Annotated in this window: 19 protein-coding genes; all 19 read right to left on the bottom strand. The window is 69.5% G+C overall.

The window, feature by feature from the left end; genetic code table 11:
- Window positions 1-2: 2 nt before the first annotated feature.
- Window positions 3-911 (bottom strand): guanylate kinase, encoded by a 909-nt coding sequence (gene gmk, locus WFJ97_RS02350; RefSeq protein ID WP_336640349.1) that lies wholly within the window; start codon window positions 909-911, stop codon window positions 3-5.
- Window positions 904-1,749, bottom strand: a complete 846-nt coding sequence (gene pyrF, locus WFJ97_RS02345; protein WP_247632196.1) for an orotidine-5'-phosphate decarboxylase — start codon at window positions 1,747-1,749, stop codon at window positions 904-906. Before pyrF ends, gmk begins: the two co-directional genes overlap by 8 nt.
- On the bottom strand, window positions 1,746-5,033 hold the full coding sequence (gene carB, locus WFJ97_RS02340; protein WP_336640348.1) for a carbamoyl-phosphate synthase large subunit: 3,288 nt from the start codon (window positions 5,031-5,033) through the stop codon (window positions 1,746-1,748). Before carB ends, pyrF begins: the two co-directional genes overlap by 4 nt.
- The gene (carA, locus tag WFJ97_RS02335; RefSeq protein WP_336640347.1) at window positions 5,033-6,178 is read right to left on the bottom strand and encodes a glutamine-hydrolyzing carbamoyl-phosphate synthase small subunit; all 1,146 of its coding nucleotides are present in this window, start codon (window positions 6,176-6,178) and stop codon (window positions 5,033-5,035) included. The genes carB and carA overlap by 1 nt, the downstream gene beginning before the upstream one ends.
- Window positions 6,175-6,687 (bottom strand): PH-like domain-containing protein, encoded by a 513-nt coding sequence (locus tag WFJ97_RS02330; RefSeq protein ID WP_336640346.1) that lies wholly within the window; start codon window positions 6,685-6,687, stop codon window positions 6,175-6,177. Before WFJ97_RS02330 ends, carA begins: the two co-directional genes overlap by 4 nt.
- Window positions 6,684-7,988, bottom strand: coding sequence for a dihydroorotase (locus tag WFJ97_RS02325; RefSeq protein WP_336640345.1), 1,305 nt, complete (start codon window positions 7,986-7,988; stop codon window positions 6,684-6,686). Before WFJ97_RS02325 ends, WFJ97_RS02330 begins: the two co-directional genes overlap by 4 nt.
- Window positions 7,985-8,950 (bottom strand): aspartate carbamoyltransferase catalytic subunit, encoded by a 966-nt coding sequence (locus WFJ97_RS02320; RefSeq protein WP_247622448.1) that lies wholly within the window; start codon window positions 8,948-8,950, stop codon window positions 7,985-7,987. Before WFJ97_RS02320 ends, WFJ97_RS02325 begins: the two co-directional genes overlap by 4 nt.
- Window positions 8,947-9,477 carry a bifunctional pyr operon transcriptional regulator/uracil phosphoribosyltransferase PyrR gene (pyrR, locus tag WFJ97_RS02315; protein ID WP_247956180.1) on the bottom strand — a complete coding sequence of 177 codons (531 nt, stop codon included), beginning with the start codon at window positions 9,475-9,477 and terminating at the stop codon, window positions 8,947-8,949. The genes WFJ97_RS02320 and pyrR overlap by 4 nt, the downstream gene beginning before the upstream one ends.
- A gap of 68 nt (window positions 9,478-9,545) precedes the next feature.
- Complete coding sequence (locus tag WFJ97_RS02310; protein WP_336640344.1) at window positions 9,546-10,061, bottom strand: hypothetical protein; 516 nt, start codon at window positions 10,059-10,061, stop codon at window positions 9,546-9,548.
- Between the two features lie 4 nt (window positions 10,062-10,065).
- A complete protein-coding gene (locus tag WFJ97_RS02305; RefSeq protein ID WP_336640343.1) occupies window positions 10,066-11,643 on the bottom strand; it encodes a Rieske 2Fe-2S domain-containing protein in 1,578 nt (525 codons plus the stop codon).
- 123 nt (window positions 11,644-11,766) lie between these two features.
- A complete protein-coding gene (locus WFJ97_RS02300; protein WP_336640342.1) occupies window positions 11,767-14,733 on the bottom strand; it encodes a DEAD/DEAH box helicase in 2,967 nt (988 codons plus the stop codon).
- Between the two features lie 54 nt (window positions 14,734-14,787).
- Window positions 14,788-15,198 carry a transcription antitermination factor NusB gene (nusB, locus tag WFJ97_RS02295; RefSeq protein ID WP_247622443.1) on the bottom strand — a complete coding sequence of 137 codons (411 nt, stop codon included), beginning with the start codon at window positions 15,196-15,198 and terminating at the stop codon, window positions 14,788-14,790.
- A gap of 3 nt (window positions 15,199-15,201) precedes the next feature.
- Complete coding sequence (gene efp, locus WFJ97_RS02290) at window positions 15,202-15,762, bottom strand: elongation factor P (protein WP_247622442.1); 561 nt, start codon at window positions 15,760-15,762, stop codon at window positions 15,202-15,204.
- Between the two features lie 73 nt (window positions 15,763-15,835).
- Entirely contained in the window at window positions 15,836-16,273 is a 438-nt protein-coding gene (gene aroQ, locus WFJ97_RS02285; protein WP_336640341.1) for a type II 3-dehydroquinate dehydratase, read from the bottom strand.
- A complete protein-coding gene (gene aroB / locus WFJ97_RS02280) occupies window positions 16,270-17,358 on the bottom strand; it encodes a 3-dehydroquinate synthase (RefSeq protein WP_247622440.1) in 1,089 nt (362 codons plus the stop codon). Before aroB ends, aroQ begins: the two co-directional genes overlap by 4 nt.
- Window positions 17,355-17,873 carry a shikimate kinase gene (locus WFJ97_RS02275; protein ID WP_247622439.1) on the bottom strand — a complete coding sequence of 173 codons (519 nt, stop codon included), beginning with the start codon at window positions 17,871-17,873 and terminating at the stop codon, window positions 17,355-17,357. Before WFJ97_RS02275 ends, aroB begins: the two co-directional genes overlap by 4 nt.
- Window positions 17,857-19,086 (bottom strand): chorismate synthase, encoded by a 1,230-nt coding sequence (gene aroC, locus WFJ97_RS02270; protein ID WP_336640340.1) that lies wholly within the window; start codon window positions 19,084-19,086, stop codon window positions 17,857-17,859. Before aroC ends, WFJ97_RS02275 begins: the two co-directional genes overlap by 17 nt.
- 71 nt (window positions 19,087-19,157) lie before the next feature.
- On the bottom strand, window positions 19,158-19,988 hold the full coding sequence (locus WFJ97_RS02265; RefSeq protein ID WP_336640339.1) for a shikimate dehydrogenase family protein: 831 nt from the start codon (window positions 19,986-19,988) through the stop codon (window positions 19,158-19,160).
- Window positions 19,975-21,483, bottom strand: a complete 1,509-nt coding sequence (mltG, locus tag WFJ97_RS02260) for an endolytic transglycosylase MltG (protein WP_336640338.1) — start codon at window positions 21,481-21,483, stop codon at window positions 19,975-19,977. Before mltG ends, WFJ97_RS02265 begins: the two co-directional genes overlap by 14 nt.

Genomic DNA, 21,483 nt, shown 5'->3' with positions numbered 1-21,483 from the left:
ACTCAGCGCGCAGAGCTTGAAGACAATTCTACGACCTCGTCGGCCGCAGCGGCGACCGTCTCGTTCACGATGAGGTGGTCGAACTCGTTCTGCGCGGCCAGTTCGACCTTCGCGGTGCGCAGTCGGCGCGCCCGTTCCTCGGGTCCCTCGGTGCCGCGTCCGACCAGCCGCTGCACCAGTTCATCCCAGCTCGGCGGCAGCAGGAAGATGAGCGTGGCCGACGGTTCGGCGGCCCGCACCTGGCGCGCGCCCTGCAGATCGATCTCGAGCAGCACCGTCCTGCCCTCGGCCAGTGCGGCGTCGATCGGCGCCCGCGGCGTGCCGTAGCGGGAGCGGTTGTGCACGACGGCGTACTCCAGGAGCTCGCCCTCGGCGATGAGCCGATCGAACTCGGCGTCGTCGACGAAGTAGTAGTGCACCCCGTCGACCTCGCCCGGTCGCGGAGCCCTCGTCGTGGCCGAGACCGAGAGGTGGATCTCGGGGTGGTTCTCGCGGATGTGCGCCGCCACGGTGCCCTTGCCGACAGCCGTCGGGCCCGCGAGGACGAGCAGTCGGCTGCGTGCCCCGCGCGGCTCCGGAACAGGGAAGCGGCCGTCGAGCCACTCCGAGAGCGCGGCGCGCTGACGCACGCCCAGTCCGCCGAGGCGCTTCACCGGGGAGATCCGCAACTCGTCGAGGACGCGATCGCGCTTGCCCGCCCCGATCGCCGGGAGCGCCAGGAGGAAGTCGGTGATCCGCAACGAACCCTCGACCGAGTCGGCATCCTCCGTCGCGCGTCGCAGCACCGCCTGCGGCGTCACCACGCGCGTGGTCAGATCGCGCTTGAGCGATGCGCGTGCACGCCGGCGTTCGACCGCCTTGCGCGCCGCCGCGGCGCGGTCGACCTCGGGAACCACCCGGACATCAGACATTCAGGGACTCCTCGTACTCTGCGACGCGCGCGGTCACGGCATCGGCCAATCCGTTCGGGCCGGCGGCGAGAACGCTCCGGCTCTCGCTCGCGATCACGCACGGCGCCATGGTGCCGAAACGCGGGCGCAGATCCTGCGGGGTCGCGCCCTGCGCTCCGAACCCCGGCGCGAGGATGGGCGCGGGCGGGGCGAAGGCCGCGATCGCGGCATCCGTCCAGTCCACGGTCGCGCCGATCACGAAGCCCGCGCTCCCCCACTCGCCGTCGGAGACGGCGGAGGCGTTGCGCGTGGACACCTCGTCGATCACCTGCGCGGAAACGGTCGAGCCGCCCGAACCCGTGGACGCCTGCAGCGACCGCGCCTCGGGGTTGCTGGTCGCCGCCAGGACGAAAAGCCCCTTCCCGTGCGTGTGCGCCAGAGCGAGAGCGCCGTCGAGCGCCCCCACACCGAGATACGGGTTCACCGTCAGCGCGTCGGCTTCGAGCGGCGAGCCCGGGGTCAGCCAGGCGGCCGCGTACGCATCCATGGTGCTGCCGATGTCGCCGCGCTTCGCATCGGCGATCACCAGCAGGCCTGCTCGCCGTGCAGCGGCCAGCACGTCCTCGAGGGCCGCGAAGCCCGCCGAACCGAAACGCTCGAAGAACGAGACCTGCGGCTTCACGAACGCGACGCGCTCGGCGACGGCATCCACCGTGCGAAGACCGAACTCCCGCACGCCTCGGGCGTCGTCGGCCAGACCCCACGACGCCAGCAGCGCCGCGTGCGGATCGATGCCGACGCAGAGCGGGCCGCGCGCGAGGATCCCCGCGCGCGCCCGCTCACCGAAACCTGCACTCACACCGTGGCCTGACGGTCGAGCGCGTACTCCTGCAGGCTCTTCACCTGGAAGCCCTCGTCGGCCGCGTCCATACCGCTCACGGCAGCGCCGAGCACGGCCATGGTCGTGAACAGCGCCTTGTCGGCGGCAACGGCCGCCGCGCGGATCTCGTAGCCGTCGGCACGCGCCGTGCCACCCGAGGGGGTGTTCACGACGATGTCGATCGCTCCGTCGTTGATCAGGTCGACGATGTTCTGCGCGCCCGACTCCTGGGTCTCGCTGAACTTCTCCACGACCTGCACCGCGATGCCGTTGCGGGAGAGGATCTCCGCCGTACCCTCGGTCGCGACGATCGTGAAACCGAGCTGCTGCAGCCGGTGCGCGGGCAGGATGACCGCCCGCTTGTCGGAGTCGGCGACCGAGATGAACACGGTGCCCGAGGTGGGCATGCCCCCGTATGCCGCCGCCTGGCTCTTGGCGAAGGCCGTCGGGAAGTCCTTGTCGATGCCCATGACCTCACCGGTCGAGCGCATTTCCGGTCCGAGCACGGAGTCGACGATCTTGCCGTCCTTGGTGCGGAACCGCTTGAACGGGAGCACGGCTTCCTTCACCGCGACGGGCGAGCCGAGCGGCACCCGCGAACCGTCGTTCTCGGGCAGCATGCCCTCGGACTTCAGCTCGGCGATCGTGGAGCCGGCCATGACGCGGCTGGCCGCCTTCGCGAGCGGGATCCCCAACGCCTTCGAGACGAACGGGACCGTACGGCTGGCGCGCGGGTTGGCCTCGATCACGTAGAGCACGCCGGCGCTGATCGCGAACTGCACGTTCAGCAGGCCGCGGACTCCGACGCCCTGAGCGATCGCGAGCGTCGCGGTGCGCACCCGATCGATGTCGCTGCGTCCGAGCGAGATGGGCGGAAGGGTGCAGCTCGAGTCGCCGGAGTGGATGCCGGCCTCCTCGAGGTGCTCCATCACGCCGCCGATGTAGAGCTCGGTGCCGTCGAACAGCGCGTCGACGTCGATCTCGATCGCGTCGTCGAGGAAGCGGTCGACGAGAAGGGGCTTGCCCTCCTCGATGACGACCTCGCCGGCGGTGCGCACGAAGTAGTCGCGCAGGCTCTCGGTGTCGTAGACGATCTCCATGCCGCGACCACCGAGCACGAAGCTCGGGCGCACGAGCACCGGGTAGCCGATGTCCTCGGCGACCGCCACGGCGCCGTCGACGTCGATCGCGGTACCGTGGCGCGGGGCCACGAGTCCGGCGGCGTCGAGGATGCCGCTGAACAGCGCCCGCTCCTCCGCGAGGTCGATCGCGGCAGGACTCGTGCCGAGGATCGTGTACCCCGCCGCCTCGATGCCCTTCGCGAGCCCCAGCGGGGTCTGGCCGCCGAGCTGGCAGACGACACCCAGGATGGTGCCGCTGGCGGCCTCGGCGTCGAGGACCTCGAGGACGTCTTCGAGCGTCAGGGGCTCGAAGTACAGACGGTCCGAGGTGTCGTAGTCGGTCGACACGGTCTCCGGGTTGCAGTTGACCATGACGGTCTCGTACCCGGCATCCGACAGCGCGAACGACGCGTGCACGCACGAGTAGTCGAACTCGACGCCCTGTCCGATGCGGTTCGGTCCCGAGCCGATGATGACGACCTTGGTGCGTTCGGAGGGCTCGACCTCGGTCTCGAAGTCGTAGCTCGAGTAGTGGTACGGCGTGAGGGCGGGGAACTCGCCGGCGCAGGTGTCGACGGTCTTGTAGACCGGGCGGATGCCGAGGCCGCGGCGCACGCCACGGATCTCGTCCTCGCTCTCGCCGCGGATCTCGGCCAGCTGCGCGTCGGAGAAGCCGTGCTCCTTGGCGTAGCGCAGGGTGGCGGCGTCGAGCTCGGGAGCGGTGCGCACGATCTCGGCGACCTCGTTGATGAGGACGATCTGGTCGAGGAACCAGGGGTCGATCGCGGTCGCCTCGAAGGCCTGCTCGATCGTCGCGCCCTTGCGGAGCGCCTGCTGCAGCACCACGATGCGACCGTCGGTCGGCGTCTTCGAGATCTCGAGGAGCTCTTCGACGGAGCGCTCCTCCGGACCCCAGTGGAAGCTCGAGCCGCGCTTCTCGAGGGAACGCAGCGCCTTCTGCAGGGCCGTGGCGTAGTTGCGACCGATGGCCATCGCCTCGCCGACCGACTTCATGGTGGTCGTGAGGGTGACGTCGGCGGCCGGGAACTTCTCGAACGCGAAGCGGGGTACCTTCACCACGACGTAATCGAGCGTGGGCTCGAAGCTCGCCGGCGTCACGCCGGTGATGTCGTTCGGGATCTCATCGAGACGGTAGCCGAGGGCGAGCTTCGCCGCGAGCTTCGCGATCGGGAATCCGGTCGCCTTCGAGGCCAGTGCGCTCGAACGCGAGACGCGGGGGTTCATCTCGATCACGATGATGCGCCCGTTCTCGGGGTTCACCGCGAACTGGATGTTGCAGCCACCGGTGTCGACGCCGACGGCGCGGATGATGTCGATGCCGATGTCGCGCAGCTTCTGGTACTCGCGGTCGGTGAGCGTGAGCGCCGGAGCGACGGTGATCGAGTCGCCGGTGTGCACACCGACCGGGTCGACGTTCTCGATCGAGCAGACGACGACCGTGTTGTCGGAGGTGTCGCGCATGAGCTCGAGCTCGTACTCCTTCCAGCCGAGGATCGACTCCTCGAGGAGCACCTCGTTGGTGGGCGAGTCGTGCAGACCCGCGCCGGCGATGCGCCGCAGGTCCTCCTCGTCGTAGGCGAATCCGGAGCCGAGGCCGCCCATGGTGAAGCTCGGGCGCACCACGAGCGGGTACCCGAGCTCGTCGGCGGCCGCCAGCACCTCGTCCATGGTGTGGGCGATGCGCGAGTCGGCGACGTCGGCGCCGGCGTCGAGCACGAGCTGCTTGAAGATCTGGCGGTCCTCGCCCTTGTTGATCGCCTCGAAGTTCGCGCCGATCAGCTCGACGTCGTACTTCTCGAGGATGCCGTGGTTGTGGAGCTGGATCGCCGCGTTGAGCGCGGTCTGGCCGCCGAGGGTCGGAAGGATCGCGTCGGGGCGCTCCTTCGCGATGATGGTCTCGATGACCTCCCAGGTGATCGGCTCGACGTACGTGGCGTCGGCGAAGTCCGGGTCGGTCATGATCGTCGCGGGGTTCGAGTTCACGAGGATGACGCGCACGCCCTCCTCGCGGAGCACGCGGCACGCCTGGGTGCCGGAGTAGTCGAACTCGCAGGCCTGGCCGATGACGATCGGGCCGGAGCCGATGACGAGGACGGAGTTGATGTCGTCGCGCTTGGGCATTACTTGGCGTCCTTCTGGCTGGCGATGACCAGGTCGCGGAACCGGTCGAAGAGGTAGTTGGCGTCGTGCGGTCCTGCCGCGGCCTCCGGGTGGTACTGCACCGAGAAGGCGGGGATGTCGAGAGCGCGCAGGCCCTCGACCACGTTGTCGTTGAGGCCGACGTGGCTGACCTCGACCTTGCCGTAGCCGTTCGGGCTGTCGAACGCGCCGTCGAGCGGAGCGTCGACCGCGAACCCGTGGTTGTGCGCGGTGATCTCGACGCGCCCGGTGGACTTGTCGAGCACGGGCTGGTTGATGCCGCGGTGTCCGAACGGCAGCTTGTAGGTGCCGAGGCCGAGCGCGCGCCCCAGCAGCTGGTTGCCGAAGCAGATGCCGAAGAACGGCAGGCCGTCGTCGAGCACGGCGCGCAGGAGCTCGACGTGGTCGCCGGATGCCGCGGGGTCACCCGGGCCGTTCGAGTAGAAGACGGCGACGGGGTCGATCGCGCGGATGTCGTCGATGGTCGACGTCTGCGGCATCACGTGCACCTCGAAACCGCGGGAGGCGAGGTTGTCGATCGTGGCCTGCTTGACCCCGAGGTCGAGGACGGCGAGGTTGCCGACCCGCTCCCCCAGCGCCGTCGTGATCGTGACGGCGTCGACCGAGACCTCGGCCGACAGGTTCTGACCCGCCATCTGCGGCGCTTCGCGCACGATGCGCACCTGCTCCTCGGCGTCGAGCGCGGCATCCGCTCCCGAGAAGATGCCGCCGCGCATGGAGCCGGCGGAACGGATGTGGCGCGTGATGGCGCGGGTGTCGATGCCGCTGATGCCCACGATCCCGTCCTGCACGAGGACGTCGTCGAGCGAGGCGTTCGCGCGCCAGTTCGAGACGACGCGCGAGGGGTCGCGCACGATGTAGCCGGCGACCCAGATGCGGCGGGACTCGGGGTCCTCGTCGTTCATCCCCGTGTTGCCGATGTGGGGTGCGGTCTGCAGCACGATCTGGCCGGCGTACGACGGGTCGGTGATCGTCTCCTGGTAACCGGACATTCCGGTCGAGAAGACGACCTCGCCGAGGGTGGTGCCGCGCGCGCCGTACGCGCGGCCGGTGTAACGGGTGCCGTCCTCGAGGACGAGCACGGCGGATTCGGGAAGAGCGGTCATTCTGTGGCTCCTGTGTCGTGAGCGGCGGAGATGAGCCGTCGCAGGTCGGAGATGAGGTTCTGGGGATCGCCGGTGGCGAGTCGCAGGTAGGAATCGACGACGGTGAGGTCGTCGGCCCGCCAGTCGATCCGCACGAGTCCGCCCGGCTCGACCACGCGGTCGATGGTGACGGTCGCGCGGCCGATGTCGACCAGGCGGGAGGAAGCGAGGAACACGGTCGGTGCTCCGTCGAGGCAGAGCGCCACGCCGCGGTCCGTGATCGCGAGCTCACCGCGTGCGCGGTAGGCCAGCGGCGAGATCGCGAGGCGCTCGAGGGGCTGGTCGTGCTTCGTCGTCGAGACGTAGAGCACTTCGTGACGCGACGCGACCTCGGCGTGCTCGGGCACTCCCAGCGGAGCGACGATCGCCGAATCGCGTCGCTGCCGTCGTCGCCACGAGAGCAGCATCGTCAGCAGGACGAGAAGGGCGACGGCGATGGTGATCGCGATCGCGATGTCCCGTGCGCTCATGCGTTCAGGCCCTCGACCAGCGAGCCGGCGTCGACCGTCAGCCGTCCGCCGTGCACCGTGTACTCCACCCGACCGGGCAGGGCCCGACCGAGGTACGGAGAGTTGGTGCTGCGCCCGTGCAGGTCCCCCTCGCTGAAGACGCCCTCGACCGAGGCGTCGTAGAGCGCGAGCTGCGCGGGCTGTCCGGCGAGGAGCGGTGTGCCGTGACCGGTGAGACGACCGATCCTGGCGGGGGTCGCGCTCATCACCCGAGCGACGTCCTCCCAGCCGAGCAGTCCGGTCTGCACCATCGACTGGTGCACGACGCGCAGGGCGCTCTCGAGCCCCACCATGCCGTTCGCGGCGGCCTGCCACTCGCACGCCTTCGCCTCGCTCGGGTGCGGCGCATGATCGGTGGCCACGATGTCGATCGTGCCGTCGGCGAGGCCCTCGCGCACGGCGAGCACGTCCTCCTCGCGGCGCAGCGGCGGGTTGACCTTGTAGCGGGCGTCGTATCCTCGCACGAGCTCGTCGGTGAGGAGCAGGTGGTGCGGGGTGACCTCGGCGGTCACCGCGATCCCGCGCTTCTTGGCCCAGCGGATGATGTCCACCGACCCGGCCGTCGACAGATGGCAGACGTGCAGGCGCGACCCTACGTGCTCGGCGAGCAGCACGTCACGCGCGATGATCGACTCCTCCGCGACCGCGGGCCAGCCCGTGAGCCCGAGCTCCGCCGAGACGGTGCCCTCGTTCATCTGGGCGCCCTCGGTGAGGCGCGGATCCTGTGCGTGCTGGGCGATGACGCCGTCGAAGGACTTCACGTACTCGAGCGCGCGCCGCATGATGAGCGGATCGAAGACGCAGAAGCCGTCGTCGCTGAAGACGCGTACCCGGGCGCGCGAGGAGGCCATCGCGCCGAGCTCGGCCAGCCGCCCGCCCTTCTGCCCGACGGTGACCGCGCCGATCGGCTGCACGGTGGCGTAGCCAGCGGCCTCGCCCAGGGCGAGTTCCTGCTCGACGACGCCGGCGGTGTCGGCGACAGGCGAGGTGTTCGGCATCGCGAAGACGGCCGTGAACCCGCCGGATGCCGCGGCCCGCGTGCCGGTGAGGATGGTCTCGGATGCCTCGTAGCCGGGCTCCCGCAGGTGGGTGTGGAGGTCGACCAGGCCCGGCAGTGCGACCAGGCCCTCGGCGTCGATGACTCGAGCGCCGGCGCGGCTGAGACCGCTGCCGATCTCGGCGATCAGGCCGTCCTCGATGATGATGTCGGCACTGACCGTGCCGAGCAGCTTCGCACCGGTGATGACGAGGGTCTCGCTCACAGGTCTCCCCCTCGTTCGTCGTCTCGTTCCCCTGCCAGCAGCAGGTACAGCACCGCCATGCGCACGGATACTCCGTTGGTGACCTGCTCCAGCACCGTGGAGCGGGGCGAATCGGCCGCTTCGGAGGAGATCTCCAGTCCGCGGTTCATCGGTCCGGGGTGCATCACAATGCTACCGTCCGGAAGACCGGCCACACGCCGTGCGTCGAGTCCCCAGCGCCGTGAATACTCCCGCTCAGTGGGGAAATACGCGGCATTCATCCGTTCGAGCTGGATCCGCAGCATCATGACCGCGTCCGGTTCGCCGGCCAGCGCCTCGTCGAGGTCGTAGACCACGCGGATCGGCCACAGCGATACGTTCTGCGGCACGAGCGTCGGCGGCGCGACGACGGTGACGTCGGCGCCGAGGGTCGTGAGGAGCCAGACGTTCGAGCGCGCGACCCGGGAGTGCAGCACGTCGCCGACGATCACGACGCGCACGCCGGAGAGGTCGCGACCGCGGCTGTCGGCACCGAACCGCCGCTTGCGGATCGTGAACGCGTCGAGCAGCGCCTGAGTGGGGTGCTCGTGCGTTCCATCGCCGGCGTTGACGACGCCGGCGGAGATCCATCCGCTCGTCGCCAGCGTCTGCGGGGCGCCGGAGCCGGGGTGGCGGATGACGACCGCGTCGGCGCCGATCGCCTCGAGGGTCTGGGCCGTGTCCTTGAGGCTTTCGCCCTTCGACACGCTGGAGCCCTTGGCGGCGAAGTTGATGACATCGGCCGAGAGGCGCTTGGCGGCGGCCTCGAACGAGATGCGCGTCCGCGTCGAGTCCTCGAAGAAGAGGTTCACGACGGTCTTGCCCCGCAGGGTCGGGAGCTTCTTGACCTCGCGCGACTGCGTGTCGGACATGTCCTCGGCGACGTCGAGGATGCGCAGGGCGGTGGCGCGATCGAGGGTGCGGGTATCCAGGAGGTGCCTCATTCGCCGATCGTCACCTCCTCGGCCCCGTCGTTCTCGACGAGACGCACGTTGACGCGCTCGGTGCGCGCGGAGGGGATGTTCTTGCCGACGAAATCGGGGCGGATCGGCAGCTCGCGGTGGCCGCGGTCGACCAGGATCGCCAGTCGCACGACGGACGGGCGCCCGATCGACTGGATCGCGTCGAGCGCGGCACGGATGCTCCGACCGGAGAAGAGCACGTCGTCGACGAGCACGACCGTGCGCCCCTCGATACCGCCGGCGGGGATCTCGGTCGGACGCGGGGAACGCGTCGGATGCTTCGCCAGATCGTCGCGGAAGAGCGTGACGTCGAGGGCGCCCACCGGAACGGGACGCTGAGCGATGTCGCTGATCAGAGCGCCGAGGCGATGGGCGAGCGTCACTCCGCGGGTCGGAATGCCCAGCAGGACGAGGTCATCGGCACCTCGATTCGATTCGAGGATCTCGTGCGCGATACGGGTCAGAGCCCGCGAGATATCGGCTTCGTGCAAGACGGTGCGTGCACTCATCAGCCGCTCCCTTCTCCGCCTCACAGGACGGTGTTAAAGGTTGCTTTCCCCACCAGTCTAGCGGGGCATCAGCGCCAGCCGAGCACGTCGCGGGCCCTCGCGTCCGAAGCGGGGCATTCATCCTCGGGCACGGAGCGGAGGCGCTCGTGTGAAAGCATCGCCGACTCGGCACCGGCCGCTGAGGTGATCGCCGCGAGCGCGGCTGCGATGGGAGCCGCCGCCGTCTCGACGATTGCGGGAGCACTCTCCGGGGCGGCGTGCGGATAGACGACGAGCTCGGCTATCCCGTTCGACACGCGCCGTGCCGTCGCGATGATGACGACCTGCGGCGTGTCGGACCGAGAGGATTCCGCCCGGCGTCCGGCCAGGAAGCTCGCCAGGCGACTCCGCCGGTGCGCAGCCGCCCCTCGTCCGCTCGCTTCGAGGGCGACCGCGATCCATCCCGCCTCGTCGGCGGTATCGGCGAACGCGGACTCTCGTACGGCGAAACCCTGCTCGGCGAAGAAGTCCGTTGCGATGCGCAGGAGTCGATCGGTCGTCGAACGCACCACCCACCGCGCGCCCTCGAGGGCCGGGAGCGTCACGCGGTCAGCTCGCCTCGGCGAGCACGTCGCCGGCCGGCTCCTCGAGCTTCGAGGAGCGGATCGGGTGACCGCTCGTCGACAGGCAGCGACCGGTCTTCAGGTCCCACTTCCAGTCGTGCATGCTGCACGTGAGGATGCCGTCGCCGTCGACCGTTCCGGTGCGGGTGAGGTCGGCGCGCAGGTGCGGGCACCGACGCTGCACGAGCCAGTCGCCGATCTCGGCGTCCTCGGTCTGGTCGGTCTGCTCCTGGTACCAGTTCTCGACGTACTCGATGCGGTCGACCGACAGGCACTTGAGGAACGTCGTCAGGAACTCGTTGAACTTGCCGCTGCGCCCCACCTGGAACTGCATCGACAGGAAGATCGAGTTCGACCAGTCGATCTCGTGATCACGGATGTTCGTCGAGACGAGGTCGGCGGGGATCGTGTACCAGTAGACGCACTCCTCCCCCGCGTACTCGCGCACCTTGGCGCGCGGGAAGTCGACCACCATGTCGAGGTCGCCGATCCGGAAACGCACGTTACCGCCGACGCCGAGACGGATCGTGCGGGACTTCTTCAGCAGCGGCTCCCACCACTCCTTGATCGCCGCGAGGATCTCCTCCGCGGGCAGCGCCTCGGCGCGCGAGGCCTCTTCGTCGCGGATCTCCTGCTGTCGGCTGGCCCGCTGCTCCTCGAGGTAGTCCCACTTCTCGTCGAAGATGTGCGAGATCTCGGCATCGGTGTACAGCGTCTGCTCTGTCGTGACGTCACCCGAGGCGACCGTGACGACCGTGCCGGGGATGAAGAGCTGACCGTCGTACTGCGGCGCCAGCTCCTTCATGTGCGCGAGGAACTGCTTCTGGTCGGTGAAGATCGATTCGCCGTCGCGCCCCGTGCCGTTGAAGTCGAAGAGCTCGTCGCGCAGGAACATGGGCGGGCCCGCCATCGGGAACACGTGCGGCGCATCGACCTTCTCGATGTAGTACATCGCGCGCTTGTTCTGCGCCTCGCGCTTGAGCTGGGCGAAGTTCTGCTTCGCATCCATCGGGAGGTCGTAGACCATCGGCCACCAGATCGCGCCCGAAACCTGCGTGAAATACGCGTCGGGCTTGCCGAAGTGCAGCAGGCTGTCGAGGTCGAGCGGGTGCGAATCGTTCTGGTTCAGCACCGACCCGGTGCCGTCGTCGACGCTGAGCGAGGAGTCGCCGATCGGGCCGTCGCTGGGGGCGCGCAGCGGGGTGATCATGATCTTGAGGTCGCCGCGCTCGATGATCTCGCCCGCGGGCGCGTACGTGATGTTGGTGTAACCGAGGGCGCGGATGTCCTGCTCGAGGTCATCGATCGGGTACTCGGGCAGCAGCACCTCGATGTCCTTGCGGATGTACCGCTCGAGCAGCTTCGGGTCGAAGTGGTCGCGGTGACGGTGCGAGATGTAGAGGAAGTCCGCTTCCCTCCCGAAGCGCTCCCAGTCGAGCGCGCGGTTGTCGGGGAAGGGGAACCAGGAGCCGAAGAAGGACGGTCCGAGCACGGGGTCGCAGATGATGTTCCCGCCGACCGTCTCGATGAACATCCCGGCGTGGCCGAGTCCCGTGATCCGCATTGCGCTCCTCCTGGTGCATCCCGGACGCCCCTGTTCGGGCGCCCTCCTGGACGGCACCGATTCTACCCGCGCCCCGCTGTGCGTCCGCGGCGACCGGGCCGTGGATAACCCGGTGTCGGAGACTCAGTCGTCGAAGAGTCCGCGGATGTCGTCCGCGGTGAGCGCCTGGGCGAAGAGGGCCTCGTCGTCCATCACGGCCGAGAAGAGCCGTGCCTTGCGTCGCTGCAGGTCGAGCACCTTCTCCTCGATCGTGCCCACCGAGATCATGCGATAGACGAAGACCTGCGAGGACTGTCCGATGCGGTGCGTGCGGTCGACGGCCTGCGCCTCGGCCGCCGGGTTCCACCACGGGTCCAGCAGGAAAACGTAGTCGGCCTCGGTGAGCGTCAGGCCGAACCCACCCGCTTTGAGGCTGATGAGGAAGACCGGCTGCGTGCCGTCCCGGAAGCCGTCGACGATCTCCTGTCGGCGCAGGGACGCTCCGTCGAGATGCGCATACGGGATGCCGGCGGCGGTGAGCCGTTCGGCGGCGAGGTCGAGGAACGACGTGAACTGGCTGAAGACGAGGGCGCGGTGGCCCTCCTCCTGCAGTTCGGCCACCCTCTCCAGGAGAACGTCGAGCTTGCGCGACCCGATCCGGCGATCGTTCGCATCGATGAGGGCCGGCGACAGGCTCAGCATCCGCAGCAGCGTCAGCGAACGGAACACGATGAACCGGTGGCGATCGAGATCGGGCAGCAGACCGAGCACCTTCTGACGCTCGCGCTGCAGCACGGCCTCGTACAGCGCGCGATGCGAGGCGCTGAGCTCGACTTCGAGGATCTGCTCCTGCTTCGAGGGGAGGTCGGGGGCCACGTGCTCCTTGGTGCGCCGCAGCACCAGGGGGCGGATCCGCCGCCGCAGCTGCGCGAGACGACGCTGACGGTAGGGGCCGCCCTCCTCGTTCTCGGGGACCTTGCCCTGCTCGATCGGCTGGAGGTAGCGCTCACGGAACTTTCGGGCGGAGGGGAAGAGACCGGGTGCGGTGAGCTGGAGCAGGGCCCAGAGCTCGGTGAGGCTGTTCTCGAGGGGGGTTCCGGTCACGGCGATCGTCACGTCCGAGCGGAAGCCCGCGATCGCGCGGTGCAATTTGGTCGCGGGATTCTTGACGAACTGGGCCTCATCGAGCACGATCCCCGCCCACTCGACCGCGGCGAAGGCATCCGCGTCGAGACGGGCGACCGCGTAGGTGGTGACGACCACGTCGGCGCCGAACGGCTCGGCCAGACCGGACGAGCGCGTCGCGCCGCGCACCTGCACCGTCAGCCCGGGGGCGAACCTGGCCGCCTCGGAATGCCACGTTCCGGCGACCGACGTCGGCGCGATCACGAGGAACGGCCGGCGCTCCCCCGTCTCGCGGGCATGCGCGATCAGAGTGAGGATCTGGAGTGTCTTCCCCAGGCCCATGTCGTCGGCGAGGATCCCGCCCAACCGGTGCTGCCAGAGGAAGGCGAGCCAGTCGAATCCCTCCTTCTGATACGGACGCAGCTCGGCGATGATCCGCTGCGGCATCGGTGCGGACGGCACACCCGTGGCAGCGCGCAGCCCTTCGGCCGTGGCCCGCCAGGTGACGGCGGGGAGAGCCTGATCGGCGAGATCCTCGAACTCCTCCCAGAGGTCGGTCTGATGACGGCTGATGCGGGGCCCGGTCTCCCACTCGTCGAGGTCGGCGGCCTCCTCGAGCAGTTCGCGCAACCGGTCCAGCGCAGGATGCTGCAGCGAGAAGTAGCTTCCGTCGACGAGCAGGAGTTTCCTACGCCCCTTCGTCAGAGCGGTGAAGAGCGGTTCGAACGGGATCAGTCGGCCGTCGATGCGCACGAGCACGCCGAGGTCGAACCAGTCGGGGTCGGCGGACTCGACCGTCGAGACCGTCACCTCCGGTTCGCCGGTGAGCTCGTGATACGTCTTGCGTCGACCGGACACCTCGACGAGCACCCCCTCGACCTCGAGACGGGGGACGAGATGCGTGACGAACTCCGCGGTTTCGACGTCGTGGAACGCACCCGACGATGTGAAGCGCTCCCCCGTCGCCCGCTGCCAGACCGCGAGGATCGGTTCGAGGATTGCCGTCTCGGCCGCCTGATCGCGCACGCCGTGGGGGGACTCGTCGAGAGGCACGCGACCGAAGCCCCGGTACTCCCATTCGAACGCGAAGGCGATCGTGTCGCCGCGACGGAACGTGAGCTGGAGCACCGGTGTCGGCAGGGGCAACGGCGGAAGATCGACCCGCGCACTGCCGCGCACCTCGATGCGACGCGCCAGCAGCGGATACGCCTCGCGCAGGAACGCCTCTTCGTCTGCACGCGGCACGACTAGAGGGCCGGAAGCGGCGATCAGAGCGTGCACCGAGTCGCTGAGCGGGATCTCGGCCAGGACCACCCGCACCCGGTGTCCGTGAGAGGTCACGGCGTAGACGCCGCTGCGTCCGATCGGGCGGATTTCTGCGTCGCCGATGGTCTCGCCGTCGAACTCGACCACGGCCGACACCTCGAGGTCTCCCTCGTCGTTCCTGGCGATGTCCGCGCGCACACCCGCACGGTCGGCCAGCACGACCTCGACATCCTTCTGCGTCGGGACGAGCGGGATGCCGAGTGCCGCGCCCGCGCGGAGGTGGGACCACAGCAGACGGGATTCGAGGTGGTCGACCAGCAACCAGTCACCCGCGGTGCCCGAGAGCAATGAATCGCGCGCGATGCTCAGGAGGTCCGCGAACCAGCGCGAGCGCTCACGCCCGTACCGCGCCGACGACCGCCGAACGGCGTCCCACGTGGCGCCGCCCTGCACCCACGCACCGCTGGCGGCGCTGCGCTCCAGAGGGCGGATGCCGAGGAGGATCTCCCCCGCGCGCCGGGCGACGTCGCGAGGTGTCGCCGCACGGAGCGGTCGGGCCGCCCAGGGGTTGCCCCCGCGCGACTCGCGGTAGCGGAGCTCGACACCGAGGGCGAGCGGAGCGAGGTCGTCGTCAGCGTCGTCGCGCGAACCGAGCAGCGCGCGCCATCCGTCGTCCGGACGCGACGGTTCGCGTCGCGCGGGATCGATCGGGAGCGCCATGGACCTCATCCTCCCCCGCACCTCCGACACGCGGCGGAGGTGCGATCAGAGCGTTCAGGCCGCGCGGGACACCCGACCGAGGACGCCGTGGACGAACGCGCCCGAGTCATCGGTCGAGAACTCCTTGGCGAGCTCCACGGCCTCGTCGATCGCGACGGCCGTCGGGACCTCGTCGTTGTGCAGGATCTCCCAGACGGCGATGCGCAGGAGTGCGCGGTCGACCGCCGGCATCCGCTCGATCTTCCACTCACGGCTGTGCGTGGTGATCTGCTCGTCTATCTCGTCGCGGTGATCGATGATGCCGTCGACGATCTCACGGGCGTACAGCCAGGAGGCCTCGCGAGCAGGTTCGCTCGCCGCCCGCTTGGCCTCGGCCGCGAGGGCGATGGCGACGTCGTCTCCGCGCACGTCGGCGGAGAAGAGGATGTCGAGTGCGCGCTTGCGCGCCTTCGTCCGAGCGCTCACGCCTTACTTCTCGCGACCCAGGTACTCACCCGTGCGGGTGTCGACCTTGATCTTGGTGCCGGTCTCGAGGAACAGCGGAACCTGCATCTCGTAGCCGGTCTCGAGGGTGGCGGGCTTCGTGCCGGCCGACGAGCGGTCGCCCTGCAGACCGGGCTCGGTGTACGTCACCTCGAGGATGACCGACGCCGGAAGGTCGATGTACAGCGGGTTGCCGTTGTTCAGAGCGATCGTGACCTGCTGGTTCTCGAGCAGGAAGTTCTTCGCATCGCCGACCGTGGCCGCGCCGACCGTGAGCTGGTCGAAGTCGGTGGCGTCCATGAAGACGAAGCCGTCGCCGTCGTTGTACAGGTAGGTGAAGTCGCGGCGGTCGACGTTCTCGATGTCGATCTTCGCGCCCGCGTTGTACGTGCGGTCGACGACCTTGCCGGAGACGACGTTCTTGAGCTTGGTGCGCACGAACGCACCGCCCTTTCCGGGCTTCACGTGCTGGAACTCGATGACGCTCCAGAGCTGCCCGTCGATGCTGAGGACGACGCCGTTCTTGATGTCTGCGGTAGATGCCATGCGCTGAGAGTTCCGTTCCTGTGTGGTTTTCGCGGCCGCCCTCGCAGGGCGCGGACCCGGCCGACAGTAGATTCTACGGGATGAGGGCGGTGAGCCGTCGCACGGCCTCGGCGTACCCCTCCACGCCGCGCCCGATCACCCGCACGGCGGCGACGTCTTCGAGGTAGGAATGGTGGCGGAACTCCTCGCGCGCGTGCACGTCCGAGATGTGCACCTCGGCGAAGGGCAGGGCGACCCCGGTCAATGCGTCACGCAGCGCCACGGACGTGTGGGTGAGCCCGCCGGGGTTGATCACGATCGCGGCGCAGTCCTCGCGGGCGGCCTGGATCGCATCGATCAGGACGCCCTCGTGATTGCTCTGGATCGCCCGGATCTCGTAGCCCGCGGCGGCGGCGGCATCGGTCGTGAGACGCTCGACGTCGGAGAGCGTCGCCGTGCCGTAGACCTCGGGCTCGCGCGTGCCGAGCAGATTGAGGTTGGGGCCGTTGACCAGCAGGATCCGAGCGCTCACGCGCCGACCTCCTGGTAGGCGGCGAAGAGCAGCGACTCGTCGGGAGCCTGGAGAACGGTCGGCTTGGCGATGTCGTCGAGCAGGATGAAGCGGAGCATTCCCCCGCGGCTCTTCTTGTCGCGCTGCATCGTGGCCAGGAGCTGCGGCCAGGCGCCCGCGCGGTACGAGGTCGGGAGACCGAGCGACTCGAGAACCGCGCGGTGGCGCAGCGCCGCCTCGTCGGACAGGCGCCCGGCGAGACGCGAGAGCTCGGCGGCGAAGAGCATCCCCACCGAGATCGCCGCGCCGTGCCGCCAGCGGTATCGCTCGGCATGCTCGATGGCGTGTCCGAGCGTGTGGCCGTAGTTGAGGATCTCGCGCTGCCCGGCCTCTCGGAAGTCCTCCGAGACGACGGCGGCCTTCATCCCGATCGCGAGCTCGACGGCGCGGCGGAACTCGTCAGAGGCCGGATCCACGGCGCGTGCGGGATCCGCCTCGACGATGTCGAGGATCTCCGGTGCCCAGATGAAGCCGGCCTTCACGACCTCCGCGAACCCGGCCGTCGCCTCGTTTGCGCTGAGGCTGCGCAGCTCGTCGAGGTCGCCGATCACCGCACGCGGGGCCCAGAACGCCCCGACGAGGTTCTTTCCCTCCGCGGTGTTGATCCCGGTCTTGCCCCCGACGGAGGCGTCGACGAGACCGAGGACGGTGGTGGGCACCTGCACGAGCTGGATGCCGCGCAGCCAGGTCGCGGCCACGAAACCGGCGAGGTCGGTCACCGCTCCCCCGCCGTAGCCGATCACGGCATCCGTGCGCGTGAAGTCCGCCTGACCCATCACCTGCCAGCAGAAGGCCGCCACCTCGATGCGCTTGCCCTGCTCGGCATCCGGGATCTCGGCGAGCAGAACCTCGCGCGGACCGTTCTCGGTGTCGGCGAGGAGTCTGTCGCGCAGTTCGGCCGCCCGCGCGGCGAGCGTCGGAGGGTGCACCACGAGAATTTTGCGCACCGTGGGCGTCAGCGCCTCCGACACGCGGTCGAGGATGTCCCGACCGATCACGATGTCGTAGGCATCGTCTCCGGTGACGCTGATGGTCGTGGTGGTCATCGCTGCTCTCTCCTCCAAATGACGATCTCGTCTGCGATCTTCTGCATCGGCCGGCGCGACGTGTCGAACGTCGCCGTGGCCACTTCTTCGTACCAGTCCCGGCGCGCCTCGAAGATCGAGGTCCAGCGCTCCAGAGGATCCTCCGACTCGAGCAGCGGGCGCCCGGCTCCGCGGATCCGATCCGCGACCGCCTCGGGACTCACCGTGAGGAAGACCACGGGATGCGCGCCCAGCAGCGCGCGGGTCCCGGCATCCGTCACGGCGCCGCCGCCGAGGGAGATCACGCCGCCCTCCGCGAGCGCGTCGGCGACCGCGAGCCGTTCCAGTTCGCGGAAGTGATCCTCGCCGTGCTCGGCGAAGATCACGGGGATCTGGCCGTGGGCGGCGACGATGCGCTTGTCGGTGTCGATGAACGGCACGCCCAGGCGGCGTGCGACACGCCGCCCCACACTGGTCTTGCCCGCAGCCATGGGACCGACGAGCACCAGTGTGAGCGGATCAGTGCTGTTCGTCATGCGCGAGCAGCGCGGCCTCGGATGCCGGCGCGGTGCGCAGCTCCGCCGGGATCGCCGCGAGGTATCCCTCGAGGTTGCGACGGGTCTCGCCGACGCTGTCGCCGCCGAACTTCTCGAGCACGGCCCGGGCGAGCTCGATGGCGACCATCGCCTCGGCCACGACGCCCGCCGCGGGGACGGCGCACACGTCGGAGCGCTGATGGTGGGCCGTCGCGTCGTCGCCGGTCGCGATGTCGATCGTGCGCAGCGCATGCGGCACCGTGGCGATCGGCTTCATGCCGGCGCGCACGCGCAGCACGGTGCCGGTCGACATCCCGCCCTCGGTTCCGCCGGCACGGTCGGAGCCGCGGGTGATGCCGCCGTCGGTCGCGAAGAGCTCGTCGTGGGCGGCCGAGCCGCGCCGACGTGTGGTCTCGAATCCGTCGCCGACCTCGACCCCCTTGATGGCCTGGATGCTCATGAGCGCCTGCGCGAGGCGGGCATCGAGCCGGCGGTCCCAGTGCACGTGCGAGCCGAGCCCCGGCGGAAGGCCGTAGGCAAGCACCTCGACGATGCCGCCGAGGGTGTCACCGTCCTTCTTCGCGTCGTCGACCTCGGCGACCATCAGCGCGGAGGTGGCGGCGTCGAAGCACCGGAGCGGATCGGCGTCGAGGGCATCGACGTCGTCCGGAGTCGGCAGCGGTGAATTTGCCGGCACGGCGACCGGGCCGATCGAGAGGGTGTGGCTCACGAGACGGATGCCGAGCTCGCTGAGGAAGGAACGGGCGACGGCACCCAGCGCGACGCGAGCGGCGGTCTCCCGAGCACTCGCACGCTCGAGGATCGGGCGGGCCTCGTCGAAGTCGTACTTCTGCATGCCCACGAGGTCGGCGTGACCCGGGCGGGGGCGTGTGAGCGGGGCGCCGCGGCCGCGCGACTTGTCGGTGAGCTCGGCGGGCTCGGGGTTCATGACCTCGGTCCACTTCGGCCACTCGGTGTTGCCGATGCGCAACGCGATCGGACTCCCCAGGGTCCTGCCGTGGCGCACGCCGCCGGAGATGCTCAGCTCGTCCTGCTCGAACTTCATGCGCGAGCCGCGCCCGTAGCCGAGTTTCCGACGCTGGAGGTCGGCCTGGATCGCCTCGGAGGAGATCGGGACACCGGAGGGAAGGCCCTCCATGATGGCGATGAGTTCGGGGCCGTGCGATTCGCCGGCCGTCAGCACGCGGAGCATTCCTCTAGTCTCCCATGCGCGGCCGCGCCCGCCGTCCGCGTTTCAGCGTCGTGTCACAGAGCGGTGCGGAGTCAGAGAGCAGCGCGCATCGCGGCCAGGACGGATGCCTCGTCGTCGAGCACGTGCGCCGGGTCACCGTGCAGGAAGACGCGGATCTGACGGATCGCCTGATGGAGCAGCATCCCGAGGCCCGACACGACGGGTGCGTCACTCCACACCGCCGCCAGCGCCGATGGCCAGGGCGCGTAGGCGGCATCGAACAGCACTCCCCCGCCACCCGCCAAAGGCAGGGCGACGTCTGCGGGGAGCGATGTACCCGACGGAAGCGTCGCGACCGTCAGATCCACCGGGGTGGGAGGCGAATCGAACGAGGCGACGGAGACGGTCACGCCGAGACTGCCGCCGAGATCGACCAGTGCCGCAGCGCGATCCGGCCGGCGTGCGCGGATCTCCGCCCGCTCGGCACCGATCTCCGCCGCAGCGACCAGGGCGGATGCCGCCGTCGCCCCGGCACCGAGGATGCGCACGGTGCTCGCCGCCCGCATCCCGTCATCGGCCAGGGCGTCGACGATCCCCCCGACGTCGGTGTTGAACCCCGCCGGCCCGCCGTCGAGCAGGAGCGTGTTCACGGCTCCCGTGAGCGTCGCATGGCGATCGCGCACCGCCGCGGCCCGGAACGCCTGTTCCTTGAGGGGCATCGTGAGCGAGAGTCCACGCCACGATCCGTCGAGCCCGGACAGCGCCGACGGCAGGTCATCGGCGCTCACGCGGCGACGGTCGTAATCCCAGTCCAGCCCGAGCACACGATAGGCCGCGGCGTGGAGCGCCGGAGACTTCGAATGCGCGATCGGATCCCCCCACACCGCGAGCCGGTGGGGGGAACGAGCGTCAGCAGCCGGCATCCGGATTCGCCCGGCACCATTCGCGCCACTTCTCGATGCCGGCCTGGTGCTCCTCGTACGTCTCCGAGAACTGCGTCTCGCCCGTCGACAGATCGATCGTGACGAAGTACAGCCAGGGCCCGTCCTCGGGGTGCATCGCGGCATCGATCGCGGCGAAGCTCGGACTCGCGATCGGAGTCACCGGAAGACCCGTGCGCACGTAGGTGTTCCAGTCGTTGTCGTCTTCCAGAGCCTCGGCCGAGCTCGACACGACGCCCTCGTGGAGCGAGCCGTACCCGTACTGGGCCGTCGAGTCCATCTGCAGCTTCATGTCGATGTCGAGACGGTTCTCGATCACGCGGCTCACCTTCGCGAAGTCGGCCGTGCGGCCCTCGCGCTGGATGATCGACGCGATCGTCAGGATGCGCTCGGCGTCGGTATCGGGAACGCCGGCTTCGGTCAACGCCTCCCGTGTGCGATCGACCATGCGCTGGATGACCTGCGTCGCCGTCACCTCGGGATCGAAGGTGTACACGGCCGGGAACAACCACCCCTCGAGGCTCGGCGCGTCGACGCCGTAGGCGGCAGGATCGGCGACGGCGGCTTCGAAGTCCTCCACCGGCAGACCGAGCGACTCGGCCATCGCCGCCAGGGAGGACTCGATCGTGCCTCCCTCCGACACCGACACCGTGTTCTCGAGCTTGTTGTCTTCGTTGCGCAACGCCTCGAGCGCGGCGGCGGCAGTCATCTTCTCCTGCAGGCGGTACACGCCCGGGTAGAAGGTGACCGCGATGTTCTCCTCGATCAGGTAGTCGTAGAACACGTCCTCGGTCTTGGTGACACCGGCCTCGTAGAGTGCCGTCGACACCGGGCGTCCGGTATCGCCGTCCTTGATCGTGACGAAGGCTTCGCCGGAGGCTTGGCCGTCTTCGTAGTCCTTCGGCTCACCCCAGCCCATGACGTCGTTGATCTGCTCGCCGTAGGTGTTCATCGCCCAGGCGCCGGCGGCGGCGATACCGCCGACGATCACCAGGATGATGAGCAGCGCGATCAGACATCCGCGACGTCGCTTCTTCGGTGCCTTCGCCAGAGCGCGGTCGTCATCGGGAGCCACGAACAGAGCGTCGAGGCCTCCGCCGATCGGGGCCTCGCCCTGGACGGCTTCGGCGGTGGGAGCGGCGACGGGTGCCGGCTCCCTGCCTGCCGGCGCGATCCGCACCTCTTCGGCGGACGGACGCACGGGCTCGGCCGCCGACGTCACCGGGTCGACCGCGGGCTCGACTGCCGGGACGGGGGCGCCGACCGGGTCCACGGCGTCGGGCACGGCGGCGGGAGTCGTCTCGGGTGCGCCGTCGCCTCGGCGCGCGGCCTCACGGGCGGCGCGCCGGGAGCCGGGCGCCGGGCCGCTGTAATCGGCCGTCGGATGCTGCTGCGTCGGCTCGGGGAGGTTCGCGAAGAGATCGCCGAGCGGCTCGTTCGCATCGGGCGCGGGGGACGCGCCATCGCGTTCGGACAT

The organism is Microbacterium sp. USHLN272 (assembly GCF_037149655.1).
Taxonomy (GTDB): Bacteria; Actinomycetota; Actinomycetes; order Actinomycetales; family Microbacteriaceae; genus Microbacterium; species Microbacterium galbinum.
Note: the sequence above shows the minus strand (reverse complement) of the source record. Positions and strands in the feature narration are given on the sequence as shown.